Below are 23,761 nucleotides of genomic sequence, written 5' to 3'. Positions count from 1 at the left end.
CGCCTCACCACCCATGTTCGGTTCGAAACGGCCGACCCGAATCTTGTCGAATTCGGCCCAAGATTTTCCCGTAAGTCACTGGAACTACATGAATATCGTCATTGTGGAGTCGCCGGCGAAAGCCAAGACGATCAACAAGTATTTGGGCTCGTCCTACGAGGTTCTGGCCTCGTTCGGCCATGTCCGCGACTTGCCCGCGAAGAACGGTTCCGTCGATCCCGACGCCAATTTCAAGATGATCTGGGAGGTCGACCCCAAGGCGGCCGGCCGGCTCAACGATATCGCCAAGTCCCTGAAGGGTGCCGACCGCCTGATTCTGGCGACCGACCCTGATCGCGAGGGCGAGGCCATCTCCTGGCACGTGCTGGAGGTGATGAAAGAGAAGCGCGCGCTGAAGGATCAGAAGATCGAGCGCGTGGTGTTCAACGCCATCACCAAGCAGGCCGTCACGGACGCGATGAAGCATCCGCGCGAGATCGACGGTGCGCTGGTCGACGCCTATATGGCGCGCCGTGCGCTGGACTACCTCGTCGGCTTCACCCTCTCCCCCGTGCTGTGGCGCAAGCTGCCCGGCGCCCGCTCGGCCGGCCGCGTGCAGTCGGTGGCGCTGCGCCTCGTCTGCGACCGCGAGCTCGAGATCGAAAAGTTCGTGCCGCGTGAGTACTGGTCGCTGATCGCGACCCTGCTGACGCCGCGCGGCGACGCCTTCGAGGCCCGCCTCGTCGGTGCCGACGGCAAGAAGATCCAGCGGCTCGACGTCGGCAGCGGCGCCGAAGCCGAAGACTTCAAGAAGGCGCTGGAGGCAGCCGCCTACGCCGTCACCGCGGTCGACGCGAAGCCCGCCCGCCGCAATCCGCAGGCGCCCTTCACCACCTCGACCCTGCAGCAGGAAGCCAGCCGCAAATACGGCTTTGCGCCGGCGCACACGATGCGCATTGCCCAGCGCCTCTATGAAGGCATCGACATCGGCGGCGAGACCACCGGACTCATTACTTATATGCGTACCGACGGCGTGCAGATTGCGCCCGAGGCGATCACCCAGGCGCGCAAGGTGATCGGCGAGGATTACGGCAACGCCTACGTGCCGGACGCACCGCGCCAGTACCAGGCCAAGGCCAAGAACGCCCAGGAAGCGCACGAAGCGATCCGCCCGACCGACCTCTCGCGCCGTCCCGACACCATGGGCCGCAAGCTCGATACCGACCAGGCCAGGCTCTACGAGCTGATCTGGAAGCGCACCATTGCGAGCCAGATGGAATCGGCCGAGCTGGAGCGCACCACCGTCGACATCACGGCGAAGGCGGGCTCCCGCACGCTGGAGCTGCGCGCCACCGGCCAGGTCGTCAAGTTCGATGGCTTCCTCGCGCTCTACCAGGAAGGCCGCGACGACGAGGAGGACGAAGATTCCCGCCGTCTGCCGGCGATGAGCTCGGGCGACGCGTTGAAGCGGCAGTCGCTCGCCGTCACCCAGCATTTCACCGAGCCGCCGCCGCGCTTCTCGGAAGCTTCGCTGGTCAAGCGCATGGAAGAGCTCGGCATCGGCCGGCCCTCGACCTATGCCTCGATCCTGCAGGTTCTGAAGGACCGCGGCTACGTCAAGCTCGAGAAGAAACGCCTGCATGGCGAGGACAAGGGCCGCGTCGTGGTCGCTTTCCTCGAGAGCTTCTTCGCCCGCTACGTCGAGTATGATTTCACCGCCTCTCTGGAAGAGCAGCTCGACCGCATCTCCAACAACGAGATCTCCTGGCAGCAGGTGCTGAAGGATTTCTGGACCGGCTTCATCGGCGCCGTCGACGACATCAAGGATCTGCGCGTCGCGCAGGTGCTCGACGTGCTCGACGACATGCTGGGCCAGCACATCTATCCGCCCCGCGCCGACGGCGGCGATATCAGGCAGTGCCCGAGCTGCGGCAACGGCCGGCTCAATCTGAAGGCCGGCAAGTTCGGCGCCTTCGTCGGCTGCTCGAACTATCCGGAGTGCCGCTACACCCGTCAGCTCGCCGCCGACAGCGAGGCGACCGCCGATCGTTCGCTCGGCCAGGACCCTGAAACGGGTCGCGATGTCTGGGTCAAGGCCGGCCGTTTTGGTCCCTACATCCAGCTCGGCGAGCAGAAGGATTATGAGGAAGGCGAGAAGCCGAAGCGCGCAGGCATCCCGAAAGGCACCTCACCGAGCGATATCGAGCTCGAGCTTGCGCTGAAACTGCTGTCGCTGCCGCGCGAGATCGGCAAGCATCCGGAGACCGGTCAGCCGATCACGGCGGGCCTCGGCCGCTTCGGGCCGTTCGTGAAGCACGAGAAGACCTATGCGAGCCTCGAGAGCGGCGACGAGGTCTTCGACATCGGCCTCAACCGCGCGGTCACGCTGATCGCCGAGAAGGTCGCCAAGGGCCCGAGCCGGCGCTTCGGTGCCGATCCCGGCAAGGCGATCGGCGATCATCCGACGCTCGGCACCATCACCGTGAAGAGCGGCCGTTACGGCGCCTATGTCACCGCGGGCGGCGTCAACGCGACCATCCCGGCCGAGTTCGAAAAGGACGCGGTGACGGTGGCACAGGCGATCGCGCTGATCGACGAGCGCGCGGCCAAGGGCGGCGGCAAGGCGAAGGCCAAGAAGGCGGCCAAGCCGGCCAAGGCCAAGAAGACTGCAGAGAAGGCCGCGGACGGCGACGACGCCGCGCCGAAGAAGAAACCGGCCGCGAAGAAAGCGGCCAAATCGAAAACTGAATCCACCAGCAAGGCGCGCGCCGCGGTGCCATCGACAGCAAAGACGTCGCCGACCAAGTCCGCCGCCAGCAAGGCTCCGGCCAAGAAGAGTGCCGGCAAGACCTAGATCAAGAATTAGAGGTTAAGTGAAACGCAAGAATGACCATGGCTTTCCCGACCGGAGCGCCATCGTCGCCTTCATCAAGGCAAATCCAGGAAAGGTGGGAACTCGCGAAATTGCGCGCGAGTTCGGCCTGAAGAACGCCGATCGCGTCGAGCTCAAGCGCATGCTGCGCGAGCTCGCCGACGACGGGACCATCAAGAAAAAACGCCACAAGGTGTCCGAGCCGGACACGTTGCCGCCGACACTGGTCGCGGACATCACCGGCCGCGACCGCGACGGCGAGTTGATCGCCTCCCCCACCGAATGGGACGAGGTCGAGAGCGGCGAGCCGCCGAAGATCATCATCGAGATGCCGCGCCGGCCCAAGCCCGGCACCGCCGCTGGCGTCGGCGACCGCGCACTGCTGCGCGTCGAGCCGACCAACGAGGCCGAAGGGCCACCCTATCGCGGCCGCGTCATCAAGGTGTTCGACAAGGCGAAGAGCCGCATCCTCGGCGTGTTCCGCAGCCTGCCCGAAGGCGGCGGACGGCTGATCCCGGTCGACAAGAAGTCTGCGGACCGCGAGCTGAACATCGCCCCCGCCGACACCAAGGACGCGCAGGACGGCGACCTCGTCAGCGTCGACATCGTCCGCACACGCAGCTTTGGGCTCGCCTCGGGCCGCGTGAAAGAGAAGCTCGGCTCGGTCAAGACCGAGAAAGCGATCAGCCTGATCGCGATCTACGCCCACGACATTCCCCTGCAATTTTCCTCCTCCGCCGAGCGCGAGGCGGAAGCCGCTGAGCCCGCGAACCTCAGGGGGCGCGAGGATTGGCGCGACGTCCCGCTCGTCACCATCGATCCGCCCGATGCGAAGGATCACGACGACGCGGTGCATGCGCAAGCAGATGATGATCCCAATAACAAGGGTGGCTTCATCGTCAACGTCGCCATTGCCGATGTCAGCTTCTACGTTCGGCCGGGCTCAGCGCTCGACCGTGACGCGCTCGATCGCGGCAACTCGGTCTATTTCCCCGACCGCGTCGTGCCGATGCTGCCCGAGCGCATCTCGAACAATCTCTGCTCGCTGGTGCCGGGCGAGCCGCGCGGCGCGCTCGCGATGCGCATGGTGCTCGGCCCCGACGGCCGCAAGCGCTCGCATACGTTCCACCGCATCCTGATGCGCTCGGCCGCGAAACTGAGCTACGCGCAGGCGCAGGCCGCGATCGACGGACGGCCTGACGACGCCACCGGCCCCCTGCTCGATCCGATCCTGAAGCCGCTCTACGCCGCCTACGCCTGCGCCAAGCGCGCCCGCGACGAGCGCGATCCGCTCAATCTCGATCTGCCCGAGCGAAAAATCCTGCTCAAGAGCGACGGCACGGTCGACCGTGTCGTGGTCCCGGAACGTCTCGATGCGCATAAGCTCATCGAAGAGTTCATGATCCTCGCCAACGTCGCGGCCGCGGAGATGCTGGAGAAGAAATCGCTCCCGCTGATCTACCGCGTGCACGACGAGCCGACGCTGGAGAAGGTCCACGCGCTGTCGGAATTCCTGGAGACGCTGGACGTCCCCTTCGCCAAATCCGGCGCGTTGCGCCCGACATTGTTCAACCGCGTGCTGGCCCAGCTCGAAGGCCACGACTATTACCCGCTGGTCAGCGAGGTCGTGCTGCGCGCCCAGGCGCAGGCGGAATACTCCTCCGAGAACTACGGTCATTTCGGCCTGAATTTGCGCCGCTACGCGCATTTCACCTCGCCGATCCGCCGCTACGCCGACCTCGTCGTGCACCGCGCGCTGGTCCGTGCGCTCGGCCTCGGCGAAGGCGCCCTGCCCGACAGCGAGACGCCGGAGAGCCTCGGCGAAGTCGCGGCCCATATCTCCGTGACCGAACGGCGCGCGATGAAGGCGGAACGCGAGACCGTCGACCGCCTGATCGCCCATTACCTCGCCGACCGCATCGGCGCCAGCTTCCAGGGCCGCGTCTCCGGCGTCACGCGCGCCGGCCTGTTCGTGAAGCTCGCCGAGACCGGCGCCGACGGATTGATCCCGATCCGATCCCTTGGCACGGAATATTTCAACTATGACGAGAGCCGTCACGCCCTGGTCGGCACGCGCAGCCGCACCATGTACCAGCTCGGCGACGTGGTCGACGTCCGTCTGATCGAAGCGGCTCCCATCGCGGGCGCGCTGCGTTTCGAGCTGCTGTCGTCCTCCAGCGAGACCGCGCCGCGCGACCGCAGGCAGCCTGGTCCGCAACGCCGCCCCTCGATCAAGGCCCATCCCGGCCGCAGCCCGGATAAAAAACGCAAGCCGCCCAAGCCAAAGCCCGGCAAGAAGGCCAAAGGAAAGAACAAGGGCAAAGGCAAGGGCCAGAAGGGCAAGCCATGGTGACAAGCACGGCCCCAAAAATCTGGACGCGCGAGACCGGCCTCGTCGAGAAGCGGGACGTCTGGACGGCGATGAAGCGTGGCTTTCGCGGCCGCTGCCCGCGCTGCGGCGAGGGCAAGCTGTTTCGCGCCTTCCTGAAGACCGCGGACAATTGTTCGGTCTGCGACCTCGATTTCACGCCGCACCGCGCCGACGATTTGCCGGCTTATCTCGTCATCGTCATCGTCGGCCACATCGTGGTGCCCACGATCCTCTGGATCGAGACCAATTACACCACACCGGTCTGGCTCAGCTTTGCGGCCTATTTGCCCTTCACCTTCTTCGCATCGCTCGCCCTGCTGCAGCCGGTGAAGGGAGCTGTGGTCGGCCTGCAATGGGCTCTGCGCATGCACGGCTTTGACGAGAACCCGCCGGATGGTATTCCGCCGGTCTAAGCAAATAATCAAAAAACGGTTTGGGTGAGGACATGACGGATACGTCGCAGGCAAACGAGAAGGCCAAAATCCACGAGGGCAAGGAAGCCGACCATCATCCCTATTTCCGCCCGAAGGATGCCGCGACACTGATCCTGGTCGATCGCAGCGGCAGCATTCCAAAGGTTCTGGTCGGCAAGCGCCACGACAAGGTGGTGTTCATGCCCGGAAAGTTCGTCTTCCCCGGCGGCCGCGTCGACAAGGACGATTACCGCGTACCGTGCGCGGCGCCCATCACCGTCGAGCTGGAAGCCAATCTCGCCAAGGGCAGCCCGAAGACGCCGGCCTCGCGCGCCAAATCGCTCGCGATTGCCGCGATCCGCGAAGCCTGCGAGGAGACCGGCCTCTGTCTCGGCCGCAAGACCGAGGGCAAGGCAAAGCTTGAGGGCGCGTGGAAGCCGTTCGCGGATGCAGGCCTGCTGCCTGATCCCTCCAGCCTGTTCCTGATCGCGCGCGCGATCACCCCGCCCGGCCGCGTCAAGCGGTTCGACACGCGCTTCTTCACCGCGGATGCCTCCGCGATCACCCATCGCGTCGACGGCGTGATCCACGCCGATGCCGAGCTGGTCGAACTGGTCTGGGTCGAGCTCGGCTCGAAGCCGCTCGCCGATCTGCATCCGATGACGCGCAACGTGCTCAACGAGCTCGACACCCGTCTTGCCACCGGCCCGCTGCGCCACGACGCGCCGGTGCCGTTCTTCCATTTCTACGGCGGCAAGATGCAGAAGGATATTTTGGGCTAATCAGCGTCGGGCTCGGTGCCGACATAATCGCGCGCCGGCAGCTTGAGGACACGGCCGATCTCGCTTGCGAGCTCGTCCGCCTCCTCGCGCCGCGTAAAGCTCACCAGCGTGATCGGCTCGATGCCGCTGTTGCCGCAGAGATTGACGTCGTAGGTCGTCAGGTCCGCATCATAGTCGTCGGTGATGCTGATGAAGTGATAGTCGGCGAGATCGCGGCGCCTGCGAAAGTTCAGCGGCCCGAACTGCCTGGTGATCACGATCTGCCGGAGCGTCTCGTTGAGCACGACGAAATAGCGGTAGGTGAGCAGGATGATGCCGGGAATGCCGACCAGCAGTCCCAGCCCCGAGAACACCAGCACCGGTACGAGATCATCGGCGAGCCGTCCGAAGCCGGAAAAATCCTGGCGCAGGCCGAGTGCGACGTTCCACAAGAGATAGCCGCTCGCCGCCAGCAGCGGCAACGACAGCAGCCGGCCGACCCAGGGCATGGGACGGTCGATACGGACGATGCCGCCGTCCACGGTCATTGCGCCTGCCATCAAAGGTCTCCTCGGGAGCGAAGGTCTTGGCTTGAAGGACTTAGCTTAAAGGTCCTGGCTTGGTCGGTGCGAGCGGCGGATTGGTTCGAAGGGGTCACTCTTCCGTCATTCCGGGGCGCGCGAAGCGCGAGCCCGGAATCCATCCCTCGCCAGTTTCCGCGGCCCAATGGATTCCGGGCTCGCCGCTCCGCGGCGCCCCGGAATGACGAGAACGTGCTGAGGACGCACCGAAAAACAAAAGATTCTTCCCGCCTCCCCCAATGGCGAAGTTCCCCACCGTCCCTATGTCTTTCCGAACCACACCCGGAACGGACCAAGGGCGCGCGATGGCACAACGGCAACTCAAGCTTGGCGCGTTCATGCGCCCGATCAGCATCCACACCGGCGCCTGGCGCTATCCCGGGGCCTGGCCCGACGCCAATTTCAATTTCGGTCACATCAAGACGCTGATCCAGAAGCTCGAGGCCGGCAAGTTCGACGCCTTCTTCATGGCCGACCACCTCGCCGTGCTGAACATGCCGGTCAATGCGCTCAAGCGCAGCCACACCGTGACCTCGTTCGAGCCATTCACGCTGCTATCTGCACTCTCTGCCGTCACCGAGCGCATCGGCCTGATCGCGACGGGCTCGACCACGTTCGACGAGCCCTATCACGTCGCCCGCCGCTTCGCCTCGCTCGACCATCTCAGCGGCGGCCGCGCGGGCTGGAACATCGTCACCACCTCGAACCCGGATGCAGCGCTGAATTTCGGCCTCGACGACCACATGGAGCATGCCGAGCGCTACAAGCGCGCCCGCGAATTCTACGACGTCGTCACGGGCCTGTGGGATTCCTTCGCCGACGACGCCTTCGTGCGCGACGTCGAGAGCGGCCTTTTCTTCGAGCCGTCGAAGATGCATGTGCTCGACCACAACGGCAAATATCTGAAGGTGCGCGGCCCCCTCAACATCGCCCGCCCGGTGCAGGGCTGGCCGGTGATCGTGCAGGCCGGCGCCTCCGAGGACGGCAAGCAGCTCGCGGCCGAAACCGCGGAAGCCGTGTTCACCGGCGGCGGCAGTTTGGCCGACGGGCAAAAGCTCTATGCCGACATCAAGGGCCGCATGGAGAAGATCGGCCGCGATCCTGAACATCTGAAGATTTTGCCCGGCGCCTTCGTCGTGGTCGGCGACAGCGTCGACGAGGCCAAGGAGAAGCGCGCGCTGCTCGACAGCCGCGTACATTACGACAGTGCCATCGCCTCGTTGTCCGTCATCCTCGGCACCGATGCCTCCGGCTTCGATCCGGATGGCCAATTGCCGGAGATCCCGGAGACCAATGCCAGCAAGAGCGGCCGCCAGCGCATGGTCGACCTCGCCAGGCGCGACAAGCTCACGGTGCGCCAGCTCGCCCAGCGCGTCGGCGGCTATGGCGGGCTGGCCTTCATCGGCACGGCCAAAACCATCGCCGACCAGATGGAGGAATGGCTGGTCGGGCGCGGCTCCGACGGCTTCAACATCATGTTCCCGTTCCTGCCCGCCGGTCTCGACGATTTCGTCGACAAGGTGGTCCCGGAGCTGCAGCGGCGCGGGATTTTCCGGAAAGAGTATGAAGGGGCCACTTTGAGGGAGAATCTGGGCCTTCCCCGGCCGAAAAACCGCTTCTTCGAGGCCTGATCGGGCCGATTTGAGTGGTTTTCCGCCCTAGAGCCCCGATCGGGGCTCTAGATTATTGTTTTTGACGCGTTTTCTTGACGCGAACCGGTGCCCACTTCGCTCGAAAACGCTTCGAAACCTTGACATCAGGCGGTTTCTGGCTAGGTTGCCGGCCAACGCGGGCCGTTTGGCCGGCTCCAGATTCCCCTGATATTCTGAGGTTCAGAACATGGCCAAAGCGGTCACCATCAAGGTCAAGCTCGTGTCCTCGGCTGACACCGGCTTCTACTACGTCGCCAAGAAGAATTCGCGGACCATGACCGACAAGCTGGTCAAGAAGAAGTACGATCCGGTCGCGCGCAAGCACGTCGAATTCCGCGAAGCCAAGATCAAGTAAGATCGCGGATGAGCTGAAGACTTTTGCGGGGCCCTCTAGGGCCCCGTTTTATTTTGGCCCCTCTGCCTCCACGTCGTCATTGCGAGGAGCTCTTGCGACGAAGCAATCCAGCAATCCCTCCGCGGCGGCAGTCTGGATTGCTTCGCTGCGCTCGCAATGACGGAGTGTGGCTGACGCCGCTGGCCCTTCCCGGAGGCGCTGCAGCCTAGACGATGCGCTAGCCGCCAGCCTCGCGAAATCCTGGCGTGGTTAGAAGGAGCAGCCTCGCTGCCTTCGATTGCGAGGCTGCTACGGCTTCCACCGCTCTCAGTCGTCAGCCCGGGGCGCGGCAATTTCCAACCGTTCATGAATCGCAGAGAGCGCCGGGTCGCGGCGAAACAATCCGGAAAGATGACGCCGGCAGCGATCTGCCAGGCCGGCTTTGCGCATTTTCAATCGGGGCGAATTGCCGAGGCCGAGCTCTGCTGCCAGCAGGCGCTGACGCTGGACGAGCAGCATCCTGATGCGCTCCATCTGCTCGGCGTGCTCTGCTTTCACGCGCAGCAGCCCGACGCCGCCGTTGAATGGATCGCCCGCGCGATCCAGAAGGCTCCCAAGGCAGAGTACCTGTTGAGCCTCGCCACGGTGCTGGAGCGGCAGGGCCGGCTCGAGGATGCGCGGCAACGCTACAGCCAGGCCCTCACCCTCAAGCCTGATGATGCCGGCCTCTGGAACCACCTCGGCAATCTGCTCTGGCAGCTCGGCCACAGGGACGAGGCTGCGCGGCATCTGCAGCAGGCGCTCAAGCTGAATCCGCAATATTGGGAGGCCGCGCACAATTGCGGCATGCTGCTGCTCGAGCTCGGCCGGCATGCGGAAGCCGTCGAATGCTTCGACCTCGCCGAGAAGCTGAATCGAAACTCCGCAGCCCTGTATCAGATGCGCGGCGTTTGCCTCTCGGAGCTGAAACGGTTCGAGGACGCCGCGGCCGACTACGAAAAATCCATCGCGCTGGACCCTCGCCTTCCAGAGACGCACAACAATCTCGGCCTGCTGCATTGGCGATCCGGCCGACTGGAGCAGGCCTTTGCCTGTTTCGATCGGGCGCTGGCGCTTCGCCCGGATTCTCACGCCGTGCTCAACAACAAGGCCGTGGTGTTGATGCATCTGCAATTGCTGGATGAAGCTGTCGCCACCCTGCAAAAATCCCTAACCGTCGCCCCGAACGATCCGCAGGCGCGGTTCTATCTGGCGACGCTGCAGCTCCTGACCGGAGATTTCGAGCGCGGCTGGCTTGCGCGCGAAGCGCGGTGGCAACTTCCGTCCGCCGGCCTGGTGGATCGCGGCTTCGCGCAGCCCCTTTGGCTTGGCGACCAGCCGCTCGCAGGCAAGACCATCCTGCTTCACTCCGACGAGGGACTGGGCGATGCGATCCAGTTCGCCCGCTACGTGCCCATGGTGGCCGCGCTCGGTGCCAGGGTCATCCTGGAGGTCGAGCCTCCGATCCAGCAGCTCCTGGGCGGTATCACCGGCGTCGCAGAGTGTGTCGGCCGATCGTCATCGCCGGCGTTCGACCTGCACTGCCCGCTTGGAACGCTGCCGCTCGCGTTCGGGACGCGGCTCGACACGATCCCGCTCGCGGAAGGCTACGTTCCTGCGCCGCCGACTGCGCGCGTCACGGCGTGGGACAACCGGCTTGGCCGCCGCACGCGCCTCCGCGTCGGTCTGGTCTGGGCGGGCAATCCCGACCACAAGAACGATCACAACCGATCGATGCCCCTGTGCGCGCTCGCGCCCCTCCTCGATTGCGACGTCCAGCTCGTCAGCCTGCAGAAAGGCGTCCGCGATCAGGACCAGGCCTTCCTCGCCGAACATCCAGATCTCGTCGACCTCACGGCGCACCTCACCGATTTCATCGAGACCGCGGCGCTGATGTCCTGTCTCGATCTCGTCATCTCGGTCGACACCAGCGTCGTTCACCTCGCCGGCGCGCTTCGCATTCCGGTCTGGACGATGGTCGCTTTCAATCCCGATTGGCGCTGGCTGCTCAACCGCAATGACAGCCCGTGGTATCAGTCGATGCGTCTGTTCAGGCAACCGAAGCGCGGCGACTGGGCCAGCGTGGTGGACGACATTCGCCGCGAGCTCGAGGGGCGGGTCGCCGCCTCGCGGTCAAGGCACGATCAGGCGACGCTGTTGCCTGCCTGATCGTCGCGGGCCGTTCAGGAACATGAACGGGTCTCTTGCGGGACTGATCATCCCTTTCGGGGCCGTCATTTGAATGATGACAGAGCAATTTGTACTGGACCATTCTCGTCGAGGCCGGAGACCCTGAGAGAAATCAGCAGATGAGCACCTGTCCCGCATGTGGCCATGCTTCAACTGCGAAATTGTTCGAAGTGACTGCAGATCAGGCCTCGCGATCATTCGTCAATCCACGCCAGTATCCGGATCGCTTTCGGGAATTGACGCATTATCTGTCACGTCTCTGGGGTCGCAACACCTGCGATGTCCGAAGATGCGCGGATTGCGGATTCGGCTTTGCAGATCCGTTCGTCGCGGGCGGCGCTGACTTCTATAATCTGGCCGCGCCGCACCCCTCTTATCCAACCACGAAATGGGAGTACACAAGGACGATCGAAGAGCTCAACGGCATGACGACGGCCGGAAAAACCATCATCGATGTCGGGGCGGGATTTGGCTATTTTCTCGATCTCATCAAGGACAGGTTCTTCCACACATCCGATATCCATGCCCTGGACTACAACGAGACGGCGCTCCGCACACTGCAATCGAAGGGCTACAAAACCTTTTCGGTCGATCTGAGAGAAGGCGGTTTCGATTCCCTGAAGGAAACCTTCGACATCATCTTCATGTTTCAGGTCTTCGAGCACATGGATCGAGTCGAGGATGTTTTCGCTCGATTGAAGTACCTTCTGAAGCCGCACGGCACCGTCATCATTGCCGTCCCCAATGACGTCAGAACATGTTATATGGAGCGTCATGGATCGCTCCTGGACATGCCGCCAAACCATATTGGCCGGTGGACGATTGCGGCGTTCGAGGCCTTATGTCGGCGACAGGGCTTGCAATTGAGCAAGTGCGAGCAAGAACCGTTCAATCTCGCGACATTCCTTCAGCAAGACATCACAGACAGCTTTCTATGCAGGGCGGAGAAGCCCGGTAGCGTGGGCGAGTTCGTGCGTGGCTTGCCGCGGAGCAAGGTGCAGCGGATGACGCAGGCGTTGCTTGCACTTGCGCTTTCACCGACACGCTTGCCGGCATGGGCATACGCCGCCAGGAACGCATCGAAGCTGGGCAGTGCACTCTGGGTGAAGATTGATAAAGCCTCGTAGAGGCCCGCACGCGTTTCCGCGTCGGTCTGGTCCGGGCCGACAATCCCGATCACAGGAACGATCGCAACCGATCGATGGCCCTGCGTACGCTGGCTCCCTCCTCGATTGCGACGTCGACTTCGTCAGCCTGCAGAAGGGCACGCGCGGCGATCAGGCAGGCAGGAGCAAGTCTCGCTCCTGCCTGCCTGATCGCCGCGCGGGATTACGACGAGCCCCTTGCGAAGCGTCGAACCGACTAAAGCATGATCCGGAAAAGTGCGCAGCGGTTTTCCGAAAAGATCATGCTCAAACAACAACCCAAAGCGCGATGACGATTCATCCAAATCTCATCGCGCTTTAGTCGCGGGAAATCAGGAAGAACGCATTGCCGCGATCTTCCGGCCGATCATTGGCTGGGAAGATGTTGCGCTGCGTATCCAGGATCTTGTAGCCGCGCTTCAGGAGTTCCCGATGCAGGTACGCATACGAAAACCGGCTGCCCCAGGTCCAGCCGGGCGCGGGAGCCTCGAAATAGTTCTCGTCCTCGGTGGTGAGCGTCACGACGGTCTGAATGATCAGATAGTGCTCGGCCATCGCATAGGACATTTCGACCGCGCGCATAGGGTCCGCCACGTGGTAGAGGCCGCCGGCATTGACCACGACCGAAGCGCGGTAGTCGGCCGGCATATCGAACATGTCGACCTTGTGTATTCCGACATTCTCCTCCTCGTTGAGGAGCTTGGCGACGATACGGGCCTGATCCAAATAGCCGTCCCGATCGCTGTCGAATGCATCGCAGCGATCCGCGCCGAAGCGCCGCGCAATGAACGAGTAAAATGCGTCTGCGCAGAAAAGCTCGCAGACACTGACCGGCTTGATCCCCTGGGCCTTCAGCTTGCCCATCGCGTAGAGCATATAGCCGACGATCAACGGCTCCTTCACGAGCTGGTTCTGCCGGTAGAGACCCTCTGCGGGCGGCAGGTTGTTCAGGCCGACGACACTGAAATCGTGGTAGAATCCCATTCCCTTGGGAATCTCGACCTTGTCGTTGGCCGCATGGGCCGTCGTTGTCGTTGCGGCCAGCGCAAGACCTGCGCCCTTGATGAGATTACGTCGATCAAACATTGTTCAACACCAGCAGGAGAGAAAACGGACGTGCACTAGCACGATAGCGCCCCCAAGCATACGCCCCCGGCTCGCACGAGCGCAATCGTCAACAATCGACGATCGACCAAGCGACAACGACCAAGTTACTGATACCACTCATAAAACTCCCGGAACGCTGCACGTTCGCGACCGCGATGACCTGCCCTCGACCAAAACGAGCGGGTTGCATGCTCCACGCCCCGACCTGCGCATCTGGACCGCGGCGGAGCGAGTGTGACGTACCTCAAAGAGCCCGGTGAAGGCTTTCAATATCTCCGGCGGGATCGTTGCATGAACTTGGTTTATTCCCGTGAAGAGCCATTTGCCGTTGCTGGATCCGCTGCGCTTCGGTGCCGCCTTCGGAGTTGCGATTTTCCACCAGATGTTCTGGTCCTGGGCCTGGGCTTCGATTGGCGTCCCGGGTTTCGAGCGCACCGTCGCCGCCGATGTTCTCTACCCGTCGGCCGCGCCCTTCACATGGTTCGGCTGGGTCGGCGTTGAAATCTTCTTTGTCATTTCCGGTTTCGTCATCGCGAATTCGGCGAGCACATCCTCGCCGGGCGAGTTTCTGCTTGGCCGCGCGCTCAGGCTTTATCCGGCGGTCTGGGTTTGCGCCACCGCGACCTTCCTCGTTTTGCTTCTCTTCGGGAGCGGACCGGCATCCGAACTCATTCTGCCCTACATCCACGCCATGCTGATGGTTCCGAAGGGAGTCACGGGTCAATGGCTTGACGAGGTCTACTGGACGCTGGCGGCAGAGACGGCGTTTTATGGACTCGTGTTTTGCGCGATGCTGACGAGAAGAATCACGCTCCGACACATGGCCTTCGGTCTCACCATCTACAGCGCAATCTTCAATGCTCTCGCGCTGCTGGTCGTGTCCTCCACGACGCCATCCGACCTGCCCTATCTGGTCATCCTGATGTTTCGGGTGCCGTGTGCAGCCTTTCTGTTGACCCATGGCTGCTTCTTTGCGCTGGGGATCTGGCTGTTCATTTCGGCGAACAGACGATTGACCGCGCTCGAACAGGTCGCTGTTGCCGTCACCTGTCTTTCGGGCGCCGCCGAAATCTACGTCTTCGCTTCTTTCTTTTTGACGTCGATCCCCGCCATTGCGGATCAATCAGCTCTCGTGCCGATCATGGTCTGGGCGGCTGCGGTGCTCCTCATTGCCCGTGCCGCGAACCGGAGCAGGCGCTCTGCGGGCATCCCTGCTCCGGAGGCGCCAGCCTATCTGAGAACGCTCGGACTGATCACCTATCCGCTCTATCTCACGCACAACGTCATTGGCTCTGCGCTCATTCGCGCGCTGGTGGAGGCCGGCCTGGATGCCACCTCGGCCGTATGGATCGCGCTGGGCATGCTCGTGCTCGTCTGCTGGTTCATGTGCGCGAAGATCGAGCCAGCCGTCAGAGGCACGCTGACGCAAACCCTCGCGCATTTCGGAAAGCTGCCGAAAAGGCAGCCGGCGTCGCGGCGCCCAGCACTGGCTCAGGGCCTGCGCCTTCCCCTGCCCGTCCCCGTCAAGGGCGCGGCGTCCTAAAGCTCGATCCACGATCAATACTCGTCGATGGTGAGTCGTCGACAAACATCATATCAACCGCAGGTTGCTCAACTCGGAATGTATGTTATCATGCATTTGCCGGAGCGGCATTTCCGGGTTGGGAGGACTGTTATGAGGTTGTCGCCAAGTCTTGTCGCGCCGTCCGCCGTCGCTGTCTTGTCTACTGTCCTGCTGGCCGGCCCGGCAGCGTCGCAAATTCCAACAGGCTCCGCCGATACGCTTCCCCCGGTCACGGTCGAAGCGCCGAAGCAGATGGCAAAGCCACATAGAGCGGAGCGGACAGCAAACACTTCGGCATCCCGCGGGAAATCGTCAACCGCCCAAACGACATCGTCCGCCGCTCGAACGCCATCGCCGGACCCGAATTCGACATTGGGGAAGATCGCCAAGCTGGAACGATCCGCCAGCAGCTGCAATGGTGGTTGCGAAACGAGCTTCAAGACGGGCAACGCCCCCTGGGTCGGATGCAGCTATTCGGCGGGAATCAATTCAGTTGTCTCGGCAACGTGCAATGACACACTCACCTACAAGACCTATGTAGAGTGTATGGACACCAAACTCTTCCTGGGCTGGATAACGCGAGAAGCCCGGTGGCATTGCAGCAGCCTGCTCGCCGGAGGGAAGTTGGCCGGTGAAAAGTTGGCCACCTTGGCTGCAGAGAAGCGCGACGTCGCCGAACTCAAGCGATCGGGACGTCCACGCTAACGCATGGTCCAGGAAAGTGCGCAGCGTTTTGTTGGAAAATTCATTCTCAACAACAACCCAAAGCGCGATGATGATTCATCCTAATCATCATCGCGCTTTGCTTTTGCTTGCTATTGCAGTCCCAGGCCGCTGCAATACCAAGCCATATCTTCGTGTCTCCAGCCGCGCTTGACGCCGGATTCCTTGCATTCGTTGTAGCTCTTGAAGTTTGCTGCGTTTCTGCAGCCTGCCGGATAAGTCCCGAAGCCGCCGCCAGAAATGGAGCATGCGACCGAACTCACTTTCACTTCGGAGGTCGGGGCGCCAGTGGCTTTGGGAGCAGCGTTGGCCGCGCTGATCGACAGAATGGTCAGACCCGCAAGAAGAAAAACCGAAGCTTTCATCATGTCCTCCTGAATGCGGATAGCTGCAATGCTATCTCAGGGTGCAAGATAGCAAGCCCCACAACCATTGCCAATGTTCGGCGCGTGATAGCGGCTTCATCCTCCCGGCTGGACGTTGGCGAGCACAGCCCAGGCTACGCCGTCCTAAAGCCGCTCTCCCTGCGGCGCTTCAAGAAAGGCCACGTGAAAATCACGATCGGCCGCCAGACATCGCATCCAATCGCTTCCCCATCTCAAGCAAAAACGCCGCCCGCTTAAATGAAGCGCAGGCGGCGGTCATCAACTCCGGGAGGGTGAGCGTAAAATCCCGATAACAGTTGGTCTCCTCGTGGCGCGCTGAAGTTCAGCACGTCGGGCAAGGACGATTCCTAAATTCAAGATGGCGGCTGTAGTCCTGGAGAGGTCAGCCATTTGTTGACCTCTCCGGCCACATCGATCTGCCTGGCTTTTCGCAAGAGCTCCGTGCGGCGGACGCCGAGGGGCATTTCCTTGGCCTGCAGGCGGAGATTGACCGCCTCTTGCGCGAGGCGGAATTCGAACGTCGATGACTGGTCTGAGGATCGTTGAGCCGACATGTTTGGCGCTCCGCTGCGGGGTTGAGCGGGAGCGCAACTTGCGTTCACACCACCGATAGATGCTAAGGGCCGCTCGGTGGTGGTGGGACACTGCGCCTTTATCTGCAGGATAGCGAGCGCATTATCTCGGTTCCTGGCAGGAACAATTCGCGAATTGCCGAGCGTTGGCCGCTGGCTGACCGATCATTCGTGCTGCTGAACTCTGAGCAATTGGCTGATCGCACGCTGAGCCGCGCTGATGGCCTCCGCCCGGTTGAAGGCGATTCCCCATCTGGGGGACCGACCATCTCGCTCGAACGACCATTTCCAGCCCGATGGATTGATCGTCTGGACGACCGTGTATTCAATACCCTGATGTTCCATGCGCCATCATAGATCTGTCGAATCAACCCGCCAGCAGCGACAAACTCCGGTCAGTCGTCATTGCCGGGAGTCTTCTTTGAACGATCGACGCGGACCGTTCTAAACTCCGTGGGCCCATCGAGCAGGCGCTGCTTTCGCGCCTGGTGCTCCCCGGAACTCGCCGAGCTGTCTGCCCTGTCATCCAACACCGCGTCGGCCAAACGAAGGGCTCGCTTTCTTTGGCGGAGCACCTGGCGACCTCTGGCATCCTCTTTCGTCATTCAATTTGCCTCTGAATTGGGGCGCACGTGATCGGACACGCACGCGCGCGCGGCGAACCTCAGCAACCGCGGCAAATATTCTTCAGCTTTGCAGCGGTTCGGGCCTCTTCCGCAAGGAATGGATCCTTGTACCCCGACGACGAGTCGATGGCGGCTTCCGCGGGCTTCCTGGTCTTTGGCGGAAACGCCGCGTCATAACAGGAAAGGCGAGCGCCGGTGTTCTCGATGGCACGGCAATTGGGTTCTGCGGGAGCCGCGGCCACCGCGGATGCGCCCAGCGCCGATGCCAGCAGGAGCGCCGCCGCCCGTATGCCTGTTCGAACTACTTCCATGCTGAATATCCCATCTCTATTTGCTCTTGCTTGCCCAGGACGGCGTCTCGCCGGTCCAAGCCGGAAGAGCATCCCACTCGGACCAACGCATCCGGCGCTCCTCACCTCCGACCCTCACGAAAACAAAGGGCGCATCGTCCCGGCCTGTTTTCGAACCAACGAAGATTGCCGGAACCCCGTAGGCATCCCTGACGATTGCCGTGTTTGCCATTTCCGGCTCCCGCTTTGCTTCAAACCAGCTCCAGCACCCCGGTGTGCATTTTGACGCACGATGATTGAACGGACTTGCCGCTAAAGCATGATCCGGAAAAGTGCGCAGCGGTTTTCCGAAAAGATCATGCTCAAACAACAACCTAAAGCGCGACGACGACTCATCCTCATCTCATCGCGCTTTAGAAAACGGCAGCGACCGCGATCAGCAGTACGAGAAAGAACGGCACCAATAACGGCGGTACGAGCCACTCACGAATGTCGAGTTTGCCGGGGTTTGACATCTGACCGCCTTCCCTTGGGTTAAGGCGGGAGCGCAACGCTCTCAGTCACCGATAACAGCCTCGAAAGCGCGCGGTGATGCCAACTGCTTAGCAGCCCCCCAGCCAATTAGCGAGATCAATCTCAACTGCCCGGCGCCCAATCGCCCGGGGCGGGCAGTTTACACAACTTCATCAGTCCACACTTTGAAGCTGACAAGCGTATTGGGTCCGAAGGTTTGGACAATCGGAACATCCGCCGCATCGCGGCCTTGAGCGATCAGGACGCGGCCAATTCGCGGAGTGTTGTTGCGCGCATCGAAGGTGTACCAGCGGCCGCCGAGATAGGCCTCGAACCAGCCTGCAAAATCGCCGGGGGCGTGGGGCGGCGGGATACCGATGTCACCGAGATAACCGGTGCAGTAGCGCGCTGGAATGTTCATGCAGCGACAGAATGCAATGGCGAGATGCGCATAGTCGCGGCAGACGCCCTTGCCCTCGTTGAATGCTTCCCAGGCCGTCATGGTGGGGCGCGCATGCTCGTAGCCAAACGCGATGTGATTGTGCACGAAATCGCAGATCGCCTGGACTCGTGGCCACCCCGGCGCCGCTTTCTCGAACAGCTTCCATGCGACATCGGAAAGGCGATCGGTTTCGCAGTAGCGGCTGCCAAGCAGGTAAACGATCGTGTCGGATGGAAGATCTTCCACCGCGTGCTGCGTGGCGGAAGGCGCGATCACATCAGGCAACCCGCTATCGCGCACGATACCGTTGGCAAAAAGGCGCATGCGGCCGGCGGGCGCAACGAACCGGCTGCACCAGTTTCCGAAGCCGTCGCGATAGGGCGTGATCGGCACCGGAGGCTCGGTGGCGAGGTGATCCGGCACGACGATGTCGGATGCCCGGGTGAAATGTGTGCCGACCACGGCAATCAACGGTGTGACTTGCTGGAAGTCGTAGATCATTTCGAAGCCGACACGTATCTTCATGCTCAGGACCTGACTCCGCCTGCACTGAGCCGAATTGGCTGCGCGCACGATTTATGTTGGCGACGGCGGCCGGCGGTTCGTCACTTCAAGGTAGAGGCTTCCTTGGTGATGGCCGAGATCGAACTGCCGGACTTGCGAACGACGCTGGTAAACTGCGCATCCGATAGCTTGAGCCGCTTGCGCAGGATCTTGACCTGCACCTTATCTCTTAAATCCAGCGAATTGCGGAAATAGGTCGGCTTGTGTCTGTTCATGTGCGTCTTTGCCGATGAGGGGACGGACAGGATCGCGACCAGGCGGGCGTTACGCCGCTCCGGCCGCGATGGTGACTGTCCCGCTGCTCACGAAGATTCTGTCTCCATCAACCCAACAATCCCCAGGGACCGGTGTTCCGCCGTTTCTGGAATTATCTCGGCGTGAGTGGAGAAGAGAATTGGCTCCAGGCCCGCGTGGAGTCGCAAACGGTCCATCGCGACCAAACAGCGCGGCCTCCGCTCAAAGCCCGCAAGCTGAGGCCAGGGATCACGCGCTCCCGCTACGCCGCCCGCAACACCGGCGCCGGCGGCTGTGACGGCCGGATCAGCGCGAACGCGACCTGGATGATGCCGCCGGCTAGCCCCAGCGCGACGCCGATGCGCCAGGCCAAGGTGTAGGAGCCGAGCGCGTCGTAGATCACCCCTCCTCCGTACGCGCCGAGGAAGCTGCCGATCTGGTGGCTCATGAAGGCAAGGCCCTGGATCATCGCCTGCCAGCGCAGGCCGAACATCTCGGCGACCGCACCTGCGACCAGCGGGCCGACGCCCATCCAGAGGAAGCCCATGATGGCGCCGAACAGCAGCGTCGAGAACGACGTCGCCGGCAGCATGAAATACCAGGCGAGCGCGAGCGAGCGCAGGATGTAGATCCCGCCCAGCAGCGCCAGCTTGTTCCAGCGCTGGCCGGCCCAGCCGAAGAACAGCGAGCCCAGCACATTGAAGCCGCCGATCATGCCGAGCGTCTGCGCGCTCAGCATCGGATCGAGGCCGCAGATCGCCAGATAGGACGGCAGATGCGTGGTGAGGAAGACGAGCTGCATGCCGCAGACGAGATAGGCGCAGGTCATCACCACGAAGGCGGCGTTGCCGAACGCCGCCCTGGTCACGGAGGCGGCCGTGGCATCGCCGATATCGTCGGCGGCCGGCTTCGGCAGTGGGATGGCGTCGACGCGGCCGGCGTACCAGGCGGCGGGAATCATCAGTACCGACATGATGACGAAGCCGGCGAGCCCGACGCGCCAGCCAAAGCCCTCGTTGAGCATCTGCCCGATCGGCGCCGACAGCAGCGCGCCGAGCGAGCCTGCGCCTGAGACGATGCCGAGCACGGTGGAGCGCACCGTTGCAGGCACCGCGCGCGCCGCCACCGACATCGCGATCGCCGCGGCCGTGCAGGCCAGCGACGTACCGATCAGCACGCCGGCGCCGATCATGATGCTGACGAGACCACCCGCGGTCGCCATCAGGATGAGGCCGACGATGTACATCAGCGATCCCACGATCATGATGGGACGGAAGCCGTAGCGCACGGTCATCGCGCCGGCGAGCGGCTGCAGGAAGCCCCAGGCGAGGTTCTGCACGGCCAGCGCCAGCGTGAAATCCGAGATCGAGATGTGGATGTCATGCGTCAAAGGCTGCATGAAGATGCCGAGGCTCTGCCGCAGCCCCATGCTCAGCGTCAGCATGATCGAGGCGCCGATCAGGATGGGCAATGTCGGGCGCAGCACCTGCAGCAGGGGCATTTTTGTTCTCCCTCGGGGCACGGCACAATAGCCGCCGTCTGCAATATCGTTTGATTTTGGTTACACAGACCTGTGTACTTAGGCTATGAAAGGCGTACGCTGTCAAGCGAACAGGACGCGCGCTATCGCATGGCTCCCCCGACGCACCCACAGACGATGAAGGAGCGGATCCTCGAGACCGCCGACAAGCTGTTCTATCTGCAAGGCATTCGCGCGATCGGCGTCGATACCATCGCGGCCGAGGTCGGCATCTCCAAGCGCACGCTCTACAACCACTTCCCCTCCAAGGACGCGCTGATCGCCGCCTATCTCGAACGCCGCTTCGTGCACGCCCGCCCCTCCGACAAGCCGCCGGCCGAACAGATTCTCGCGACCTTCGATTCGCTGGAGCGGCGCTTTGCGGCAAAAGACTTTCGCGGCTGCCCGTTCGTGAATGCGGTGGCCGAGCTCGGCCCTGCGGACCGCGCGGTGAAGAAGATCGCGATCGCCTTCAAGGAAAGCCGCCGCGTCTGGTTTCGCGACCGCTTGAGCGAGCTCGGCGTCGCGGAAGCGGAGGCGCTGGCGACGCAGCTCGTGCTCTTGGTCGACGGCTCCATCGCCCAGGACCTCGTGCGTGATGATCCCGCCATGGCGCGCGCCGCGAAGGAAGCGGCGAAGGTGCTGTTGCGGAATGCGGGGGTGGATGTGGGTGGTGCGGCGGCTGTGCCCGCGAAGCAAGACAAGCGCCCGCCACACTAACTGCCGTCGCCGTATCGCTCGCTGTCATCACCCGCGAAAGCGGGTGATCCAGTATTCCAGAGACGATTGTGATTGAGCCGAGGCGCCGCGGCGCACTGGATTCCCCGCCTTCGCGGGGAATGACAGCGGAGTTTGCCCTACCGCCGCCCAACATGCTCCTGTTTTGCCCGACGAGTCAAACGGCCCGCCAACTGCGCAAGCCGTTTCTGCCACCCGCATAACCCATTGATCCGACTAACGCCGGCTACTGTGCATGGGGTTGTTTTCGCAGTTTTGTGCCGCGGCAGCCCTCACGCCGCCTGCGACACCACCCGGTTGCGCCCGTCGTGCTTGGCGCGGTACAGCGCCGTGTCGGCGCGCTTGAGGACGTCGGCGACGGCCTCGCCTTTCTGCTCCAGCGTGGTGAGGCCGATCGAGATCGTGACCTCGATGCGCTTGGCGCCCTTGTGGATCGCAAACGGCTCGCCCGCGATCGAGCGGCGCAGGCGCTCGGCGACCATGCCGGCGACATGCAGGTCGGTCTCCGGCATCACGATCACGAACTCCTCGCCGCCGTAGCGGCAGGCCAAGTCGATGCCGCGGATCGACTTGCGCACGCGCACGGCGAATTCGCGCAGGACGTCGTCGCCGGCGTCGTGGCCGTAATTGTCGTTGATCGACTTGAAGTAGTCGATGTCCAAAATCATCAGCGCCAGCGGCTTGCCGCGTGTCGAGGCCTGATCGGCGAGCGTTGCCAGATGGCTCTCCATGTAGCGGCGATTGTGCAGGCCGGTGAGCGCGTCGGTGATCGCCATCTCGATCGAGTTCTGCACGTTGTCGCGCAGGTGATCGGTGTAGCGGCGGCGGCGGATCTGGGTGCGGGCGCGCGCGAGGAGCTCGGTCTTGTCGATCGGGCGCAGCAGATAGTCGTTGACGCCGATCTCGAGGCCGCGGAGCAGCCGCGTCGAGTTCTCGGGGTCGGCGATCGCCAGGATCGGCACATGGCGCGTGCGCTCCAGCGAGCGCGCCTGGCTGCAGAGCCTGAGGCCATCGAAATTGTTGAGGTCGAGCGAGACGATCAGCAGGTCGTAATTACCCTCGGCGGCGTGGAACAACGCTTCGGTCGGGTTCGGCTCGACGTCAATGGTGTGCTCGGCGGCGAGGATCGTCGCCAGCCGCTCATAGGAGGACTGGCGGTCGTCGACCAGCAGGATGCGGCCGCCCTTGCCGGTGTCGGCGACGGCGCTGCGCTCGGGCGCCTGCATGCCGATCTCGAGCGAGGTGATGGCGCGCATGCGCAGCTCATCGGTCATCATCTTCAGCCGCGTCAGCGAGCGCACGCGCGCGATCAGCACGACGTCGGAGACGGGTTTTGTGAGGAAGTCGTCGGCGCCGGCTTCCAGACCACGGTTGCGGTCCGCGGGGCTGTCGAGCGCCGTGACCATGACGACGGGAATGTGGTGCGTCGCCGGATCGGTCTTGATGCGGCGGCAGACTTCAAAGCCATCCATGTCCGGCATCATCACGTCGAGCAGGATGATGTCGCATTCGGCGCGGCGGCAGATCGCCAGCGCCTCGGTGCCGTTCGAGGCCGTCATCACGTCGAAATATTCGGCGGACAGGCGGGCTTCGAGGAGTTTGACGTTGGCAGGAACGTCATCGACAACCAGGATACGCGCGGACACTGTGAACTCACTTCCTATCCGATAAAACGCCGGACCGTCTCAATGAACTTGCCGACCGAGATCGGCTTGGACAAATAGGCTTCGCAGCCGCCCTCGCGGATGCGCTCTTCGTCGCCCTTCATCGCGAACGCGGTCACCGCGACGACGGGAATGGCACGCAGCTCCGGATCGTCCTTGATCCAGCGCGTGACTTCGAGGCCCGACACCTGCGGCAGCTGGATATCCATCAGCACAAGGTCGGGCCGCATCTTGCGAACGAGGTCGAGCGCCTCATATCCGTTGCTGGTGCCGGAGGTCTGGTAGCCGTGCGCCTCCAACAGGTCGCGGAAGAGCTTCATGTTGAGCTCGTTGTCTTCCACGATCAGGACGGTCTTAGCCATCCCGCCCTCCTGTTTGGTCCCAAAGACCGATACATGTGACGCCTCAGGCGCCTCTTTCCGGCGCTTCGAAAACTGGATTCAAACTAGCCGCAGATTCGCTCTAGTTTCGTTAAACCCGAG

The 23,761-nt window shown here is 62.9% G+C and carries 20 protein-coding genes; 11 read left to right on the top strand and 9 right to left on the bottom strand.

What is annotated here, in order from left to right:
- The first annotated feature begins 88 nt into the window (after positions 1 to 88).
- The 4 genes from topA to VGR99_RS17485 are packed head-to-tail and all read left to right on the top strand — an operon-like array spanning position 89 to position 6,417.
- Positions 89 to 2,833, top strand: coding sequence for a type I DNA topoisomerase (gene topA / locus VGR99_RS17500; protein ID WP_326899968.1), 2,745 nt, complete (start codon positions 89 to 91; stop codon positions 2,831 to 2,833).
- A gap of 19 nt (positions 2,834 to 2,852) precedes the next feature.
- Positions 2,853 to 5,204 (top strand): ribonuclease R, encoded by a 2,352-nt coding sequence (rnr, locus tag VGR99_RS17495; protein WP_326899967.1) that lies wholly within the window; start codon positions 2,853 to 2,855, stop codon positions 5,202 to 5,204.
- Positions 5,198 to 5,635: a DUF983 domain-containing protein gene (locus tag VGR99_RS17490; protein ID WP_326899966.1), complete on the top strand. Its 438-nt coding sequence runs from the start codon at positions 5,198 to 5,200 to the stop codon at positions 5,633 to 5,635. Before rnr ends, VGR99_RS17490 begins: the two co-directional genes overlap by 7 nt.
- Before the next feature lie 32 nt (positions 5,636 to 5,667).
- Complete coding sequence (locus tag VGR99_RS17485; RefSeq protein ID WP_326899964.1) at positions 5,668 to 6,417, top strand: NUDIX hydrolase; 750 nt, start codon at positions 5,668 to 5,670, stop codon at positions 6,415 to 6,417.
- Here the strand turns inward: VGR99_RS17485 and VGR99_RS17480 are convergent.
- Positions 6,414 to 6,956, bottom strand: coding sequence for a hypothetical protein (locus tag VGR99_RS17480; protein WP_326899963.1), 543 nt, complete (start codon positions 6,954 to 6,956; stop codon positions 6,414 to 6,416). The genes VGR99_RS17485 and VGR99_RS17480 overlap by 4 nt on opposite strands.
- 326 nt (positions 6,957 to 7,282) lie before the next feature.
- On the opposite strand from VGR99_RS17480, the gene VGR99_RS17475 reads away from it, so the two are divergent.
- From VGR99_RS17475 to VGR99_RS17460, 4 genes are all read left to right on the top strand, one after another.
- On the top strand, positions 7,283 to 8,608 hold the full coding sequence (locus tag VGR99_RS17475; protein WP_326899962.1) for an LLM class flavin-dependent oxidoreductase: 1,326 nt from the start codon (positions 7,283 to 7,285) through the stop codon (positions 8,606 to 8,608).
- 208 nt (positions 8,609 to 8,816) lie between these two features.
- Entirely contained in the window at positions 8,817 to 8,984 is a 168-nt protein-coding gene (rpmG, locus tag VGR99_RS17470) for a 50S ribosomal protein L33 (protein WP_007603295.1), read from the top strand.
- A 390-nt stretch (positions 8,985 to 9,374) separates the two neighbouring features.
- Positions 9,375 to 11,171 carry a tetratricopeptide repeat protein gene (locus VGR99_RS17465; protein ID WP_326899928.1) on the top strand — a complete coding sequence of 599 codons (1,797 nt, stop codon included), beginning with the start codon at positions 9,375 to 9,377 and terminating at the stop codon, positions 11,169 to 11,171.
- A 140-nt stretch (positions 11,172 to 11,311) separates the two neighbouring features.
- Positions 11,312 to 12,319, top strand: coding sequence for a class I SAM-dependent methyltransferase (locus VGR99_RS17460; protein ID WP_326899927.1), 1,008 nt, complete (start codon positions 11,312 to 11,314; stop codon positions 12,317 to 12,319).
- Between the two features lie 336 nt (positions 12,320 to 12,655).
- Here the strand turns inward: VGR99_RS17460 and VGR99_RS17455 are convergent, their stop codons facing one another.
- Positions 12,656 to 13,423, bottom strand: a complete 768-nt coding sequence (locus VGR99_RS17455; RefSeq protein ID WP_326899926.1) for a hypothetical protein — start codon at positions 13,421 to 13,423, stop codon at positions 12,656 to 12,658.
- A 331-nt stretch (positions 13,424 to 13,754) separates the two neighbouring features.
- On the opposite strand from VGR99_RS17455, the gene VGR99_RS17450 reads away from it, so the two are divergent.
- Positions 13,755 to 14,987 carry an acyltransferase gene (locus VGR99_RS17450; protein ID WP_326899924.1) on the top strand — a complete coding sequence of 411 codons (1,233 nt, stop codon included), beginning with the start codon at positions 13,755 to 13,757 and terminating at the stop codon, positions 14,985 to 14,987.
- A 393-nt stretch (positions 14,988 to 15,380) separates the two neighbouring features.
- Positions 15,381 to 15,713 (top strand): hypothetical protein, encoded by a 333-nt coding sequence (locus VGR99_RS17445; RefSeq protein ID WP_326899923.1) that lies wholly within the window; start codon positions 15,381 to 15,383, stop codon positions 15,711 to 15,713.
- A 110-nt stretch (positions 15,714 to 15,823) separates the two neighbouring features.
- On the opposite strand, the gene VGR99_RS17440 is transcribed toward VGR99_RS17445, so the two are convergent.
- From VGR99_RS17440 to VGR99_RS17420, 5 genes are all read right to left on the bottom strand, one after another.
- Entirely contained in the window at positions 15,824 to 16,099 is a 276-nt protein-coding gene (locus tag VGR99_RS17440) for a hypothetical protein (RefSeq protein ID WP_326899922.1), read from the bottom strand.
- Positions 16,100 to 16,854: 755 nt separating this feature from the next.
- Positions 16,855 to 17,034, bottom strand: a complete 180-nt coding sequence (locus tag VGR99_RS17435) for a hypothetical protein (RefSeq protein WP_326899920.1) — start codon at positions 17,032 to 17,034, stop codon at positions 16,855 to 16,857.
- A 1,244-nt stretch (positions 17,035 to 18,278) separates the two neighbouring features.
- Positions 18,279 to 19,085, bottom strand: a complete 807-nt coding sequence (locus tag VGR99_RS17430) for a transglutaminase family protein (RefSeq protein WP_326899919.1) — start codon at positions 19,083 to 19,085, stop codon at positions 18,279 to 18,281.
- Between the two features lie 80 nt (positions 19,086 to 19,165).
- Positions 19,166 to 19,339, bottom strand: a complete 174-nt coding sequence (locus VGR99_RS17425) for a DUF3606 domain-containing protein (RefSeq protein ID WP_326899918.1) — start codon at positions 19,337 to 19,339, stop codon at positions 19,166 to 19,168.
- 281 nt (positions 19,340 to 19,620) lie between these two features.
- Positions 19,621 to 20,859, bottom strand: a complete 1,239-nt coding sequence (locus tag VGR99_RS17420) for an MFS transporter (protein WP_326899916.1) — start codon at positions 20,857 to 20,859, stop codon at positions 19,621 to 19,623.
- Positions 20,860 to 20,988: 129 nt separating this feature from the next.
- On the opposite strand from VGR99_RS17420, the gene VGR99_RS17415 reads away from it, so the two are divergent.
- Positions 20,989 to 21,597 (top strand): TetR/AcrR family transcriptional regulator, encoded by a 609-nt coding sequence (locus tag VGR99_RS17415; protein ID WP_326899914.1) that lies wholly within the window; start codon positions 20,989 to 20,991, stop codon positions 21,595 to 21,597.
- Positions 21,598 to 21,887: 290 nt separating this feature from the next.
- Here the strand turns inward: VGR99_RS17415 and VGR99_RS17410 are convergent, their stop codons facing one another.
- Both VGR99_RS17410 and VGR99_RS17405 read right to left on the bottom strand, forming a co-directional pair.
- The gene (locus VGR99_RS17410) at positions 21,888 to 23,261 is read right to left on the bottom strand and encodes a PleD family two-component system response regulator (protein ID WP_326899913.1); all 1,374 of its coding nucleotides are present in this window, start codon (positions 23,259 to 23,261) and stop codon (positions 21,888 to 21,890) included.
- Positions 23,262 to 23,275: 14 nt separating this feature from the next.
- Positions 23,276 to 23,641 (bottom strand): response regulator, encoded by a 366-nt coding sequence (locus tag VGR99_RS17405; protein WP_008566616.1) that lies wholly within the window; start codon positions 23,639 to 23,641, stop codon positions 23,276 to 23,278.
- Between the last annotated feature and the right edge of the window lie 120 nt (positions 23,642 to 23,761).

The sequence above is a fragment of the Bradyrhizobium sp. genome (assembly GCF_035935975.1).
In the GTDB taxonomy this organism is placed as follows: domain Bacteria; phylum Pseudomonadota; class Alphaproteobacteria; order Rhizobiales; family Xanthobacteraceae; genus Bradyrhizobium.
This window is presented reverse-complemented; position numbering and strand designations above follow the sequence as displayed.

What these genes read in the sequence shown, in the direction of transcription:
- topA (WP_326899968.1), top strand. Translation starts at nt 89, where the DNA reads ATGAATATCGTCATTGTGGAGTCGCCGGCGAAAGCCAAGACGATCAAC.
- VGR99_RS17490 (WP_326899966.1), top strand. Translation starts at nt 5,198, where the DNA reads ATGGTGACAAGCACGGCCCCAAAAATCTGGACGCGCGAGACCGGCCTC.
- VGR99_RS17485 (WP_326899964.1), top strand. Translation starts at nt 5,668, where the DNA reads ATGACGGATACGTCGCAGGCAAACGAGAAGGCCAAAATCCACGAGGGC.
- VGR99_RS17480 (WP_326899963.1), bottom strand. Translation starts at nt 6,956, where the DNA reads ATGGCAGGCGCAATGACCGTGGACGGCGGCATCGTCCGTATCGACCGT.
- VGR99_RS17475 (WP_326899962.1), top strand. Translation starts at nt 7,283, where the DNA reads ATGGCACAACGGCAACTCAAGCTTGGCGCGTTCATGCGCCCGATCAGC.
- rpmG (WP_007603295.1), top strand. Translation starts at nt 8,817, where the DNA reads ATGGCCAAAGCGGTCACCATCAAGGTCAAGCTCGTGTCCTCGGCTGAC.
- VGR99_RS17465 (WP_326899928.1), top strand. Translation starts at nt 9,375, where the DNA reads ATGACGCCGGCAGCGATCTGCCAGGCCGGCTTTGCGCATTTTCAATCG.
- VGR99_RS17460 (WP_326899927.1), top strand. Translation starts at nt 11,312, where the DNA reads ATGAGCACCTGTCCCGCATGTGGCCATGCTTCAACTGCGAAATTGTTC.
- VGR99_RS17455 (WP_326899926.1), bottom strand. Translation starts at nt 13,423, where the DNA reads ATGTTTGATCGACGTAATCTCATCAAGGGCGCAGGTCTTGCGCTGGCC.
- VGR99_RS17440 (WP_326899922.1), bottom strand. Translation starts at nt 16,099, where the DNA reads ATGATGAAAGCTTCGGTTTTTCTTCTTGCGGGTCTGACCATTCTGTCG.
- VGR99_RS17435 (WP_326899920.1), bottom strand. Translation starts at nt 17,034, where the DNA reads ATGGAACATCAGGGTATTGAATACACGGTCGTCCAGACGATCAATCCA.
- VGR99_RS17430 (WP_326899919.1), bottom strand. Translation starts at nt 19,085, where the DNA reads ATGAAGATACGTGTCGGCTTCGAAATGATCTACGACTTCCAGCAAGTC.
- VGR99_RS17425 (WP_326899918.1), bottom strand. Translation starts at nt 19,339, where the DNA reads ATGAACAGACACAAGCCGACCTATTTCCGCAATTCGCTGGATTTAAGA.
- VGR99_RS17420 (WP_326899916.1), bottom strand. Translation starts at nt 20,859, where the DNA reads ATGCCCCTGCTGCAGGTGCTGCGCCCGACATTGCCCATCCTGATCGGC.
- VGR99_RS17415 (WP_326899914.1), top strand. Translation starts at nt 20,989, where the DNA reads ATGGCTCCCCCGACGCACCCACAGACGATGAAGGAGCGGATCCTCGAG.
- VGR99_RS17405 (WP_008566616.1), bottom strand. Translation starts at nt 23,641, where the DNA reads ATGGCTAAGACCGTCCTGATCGTGGAAGACAACGAGCTCAACATGAAG.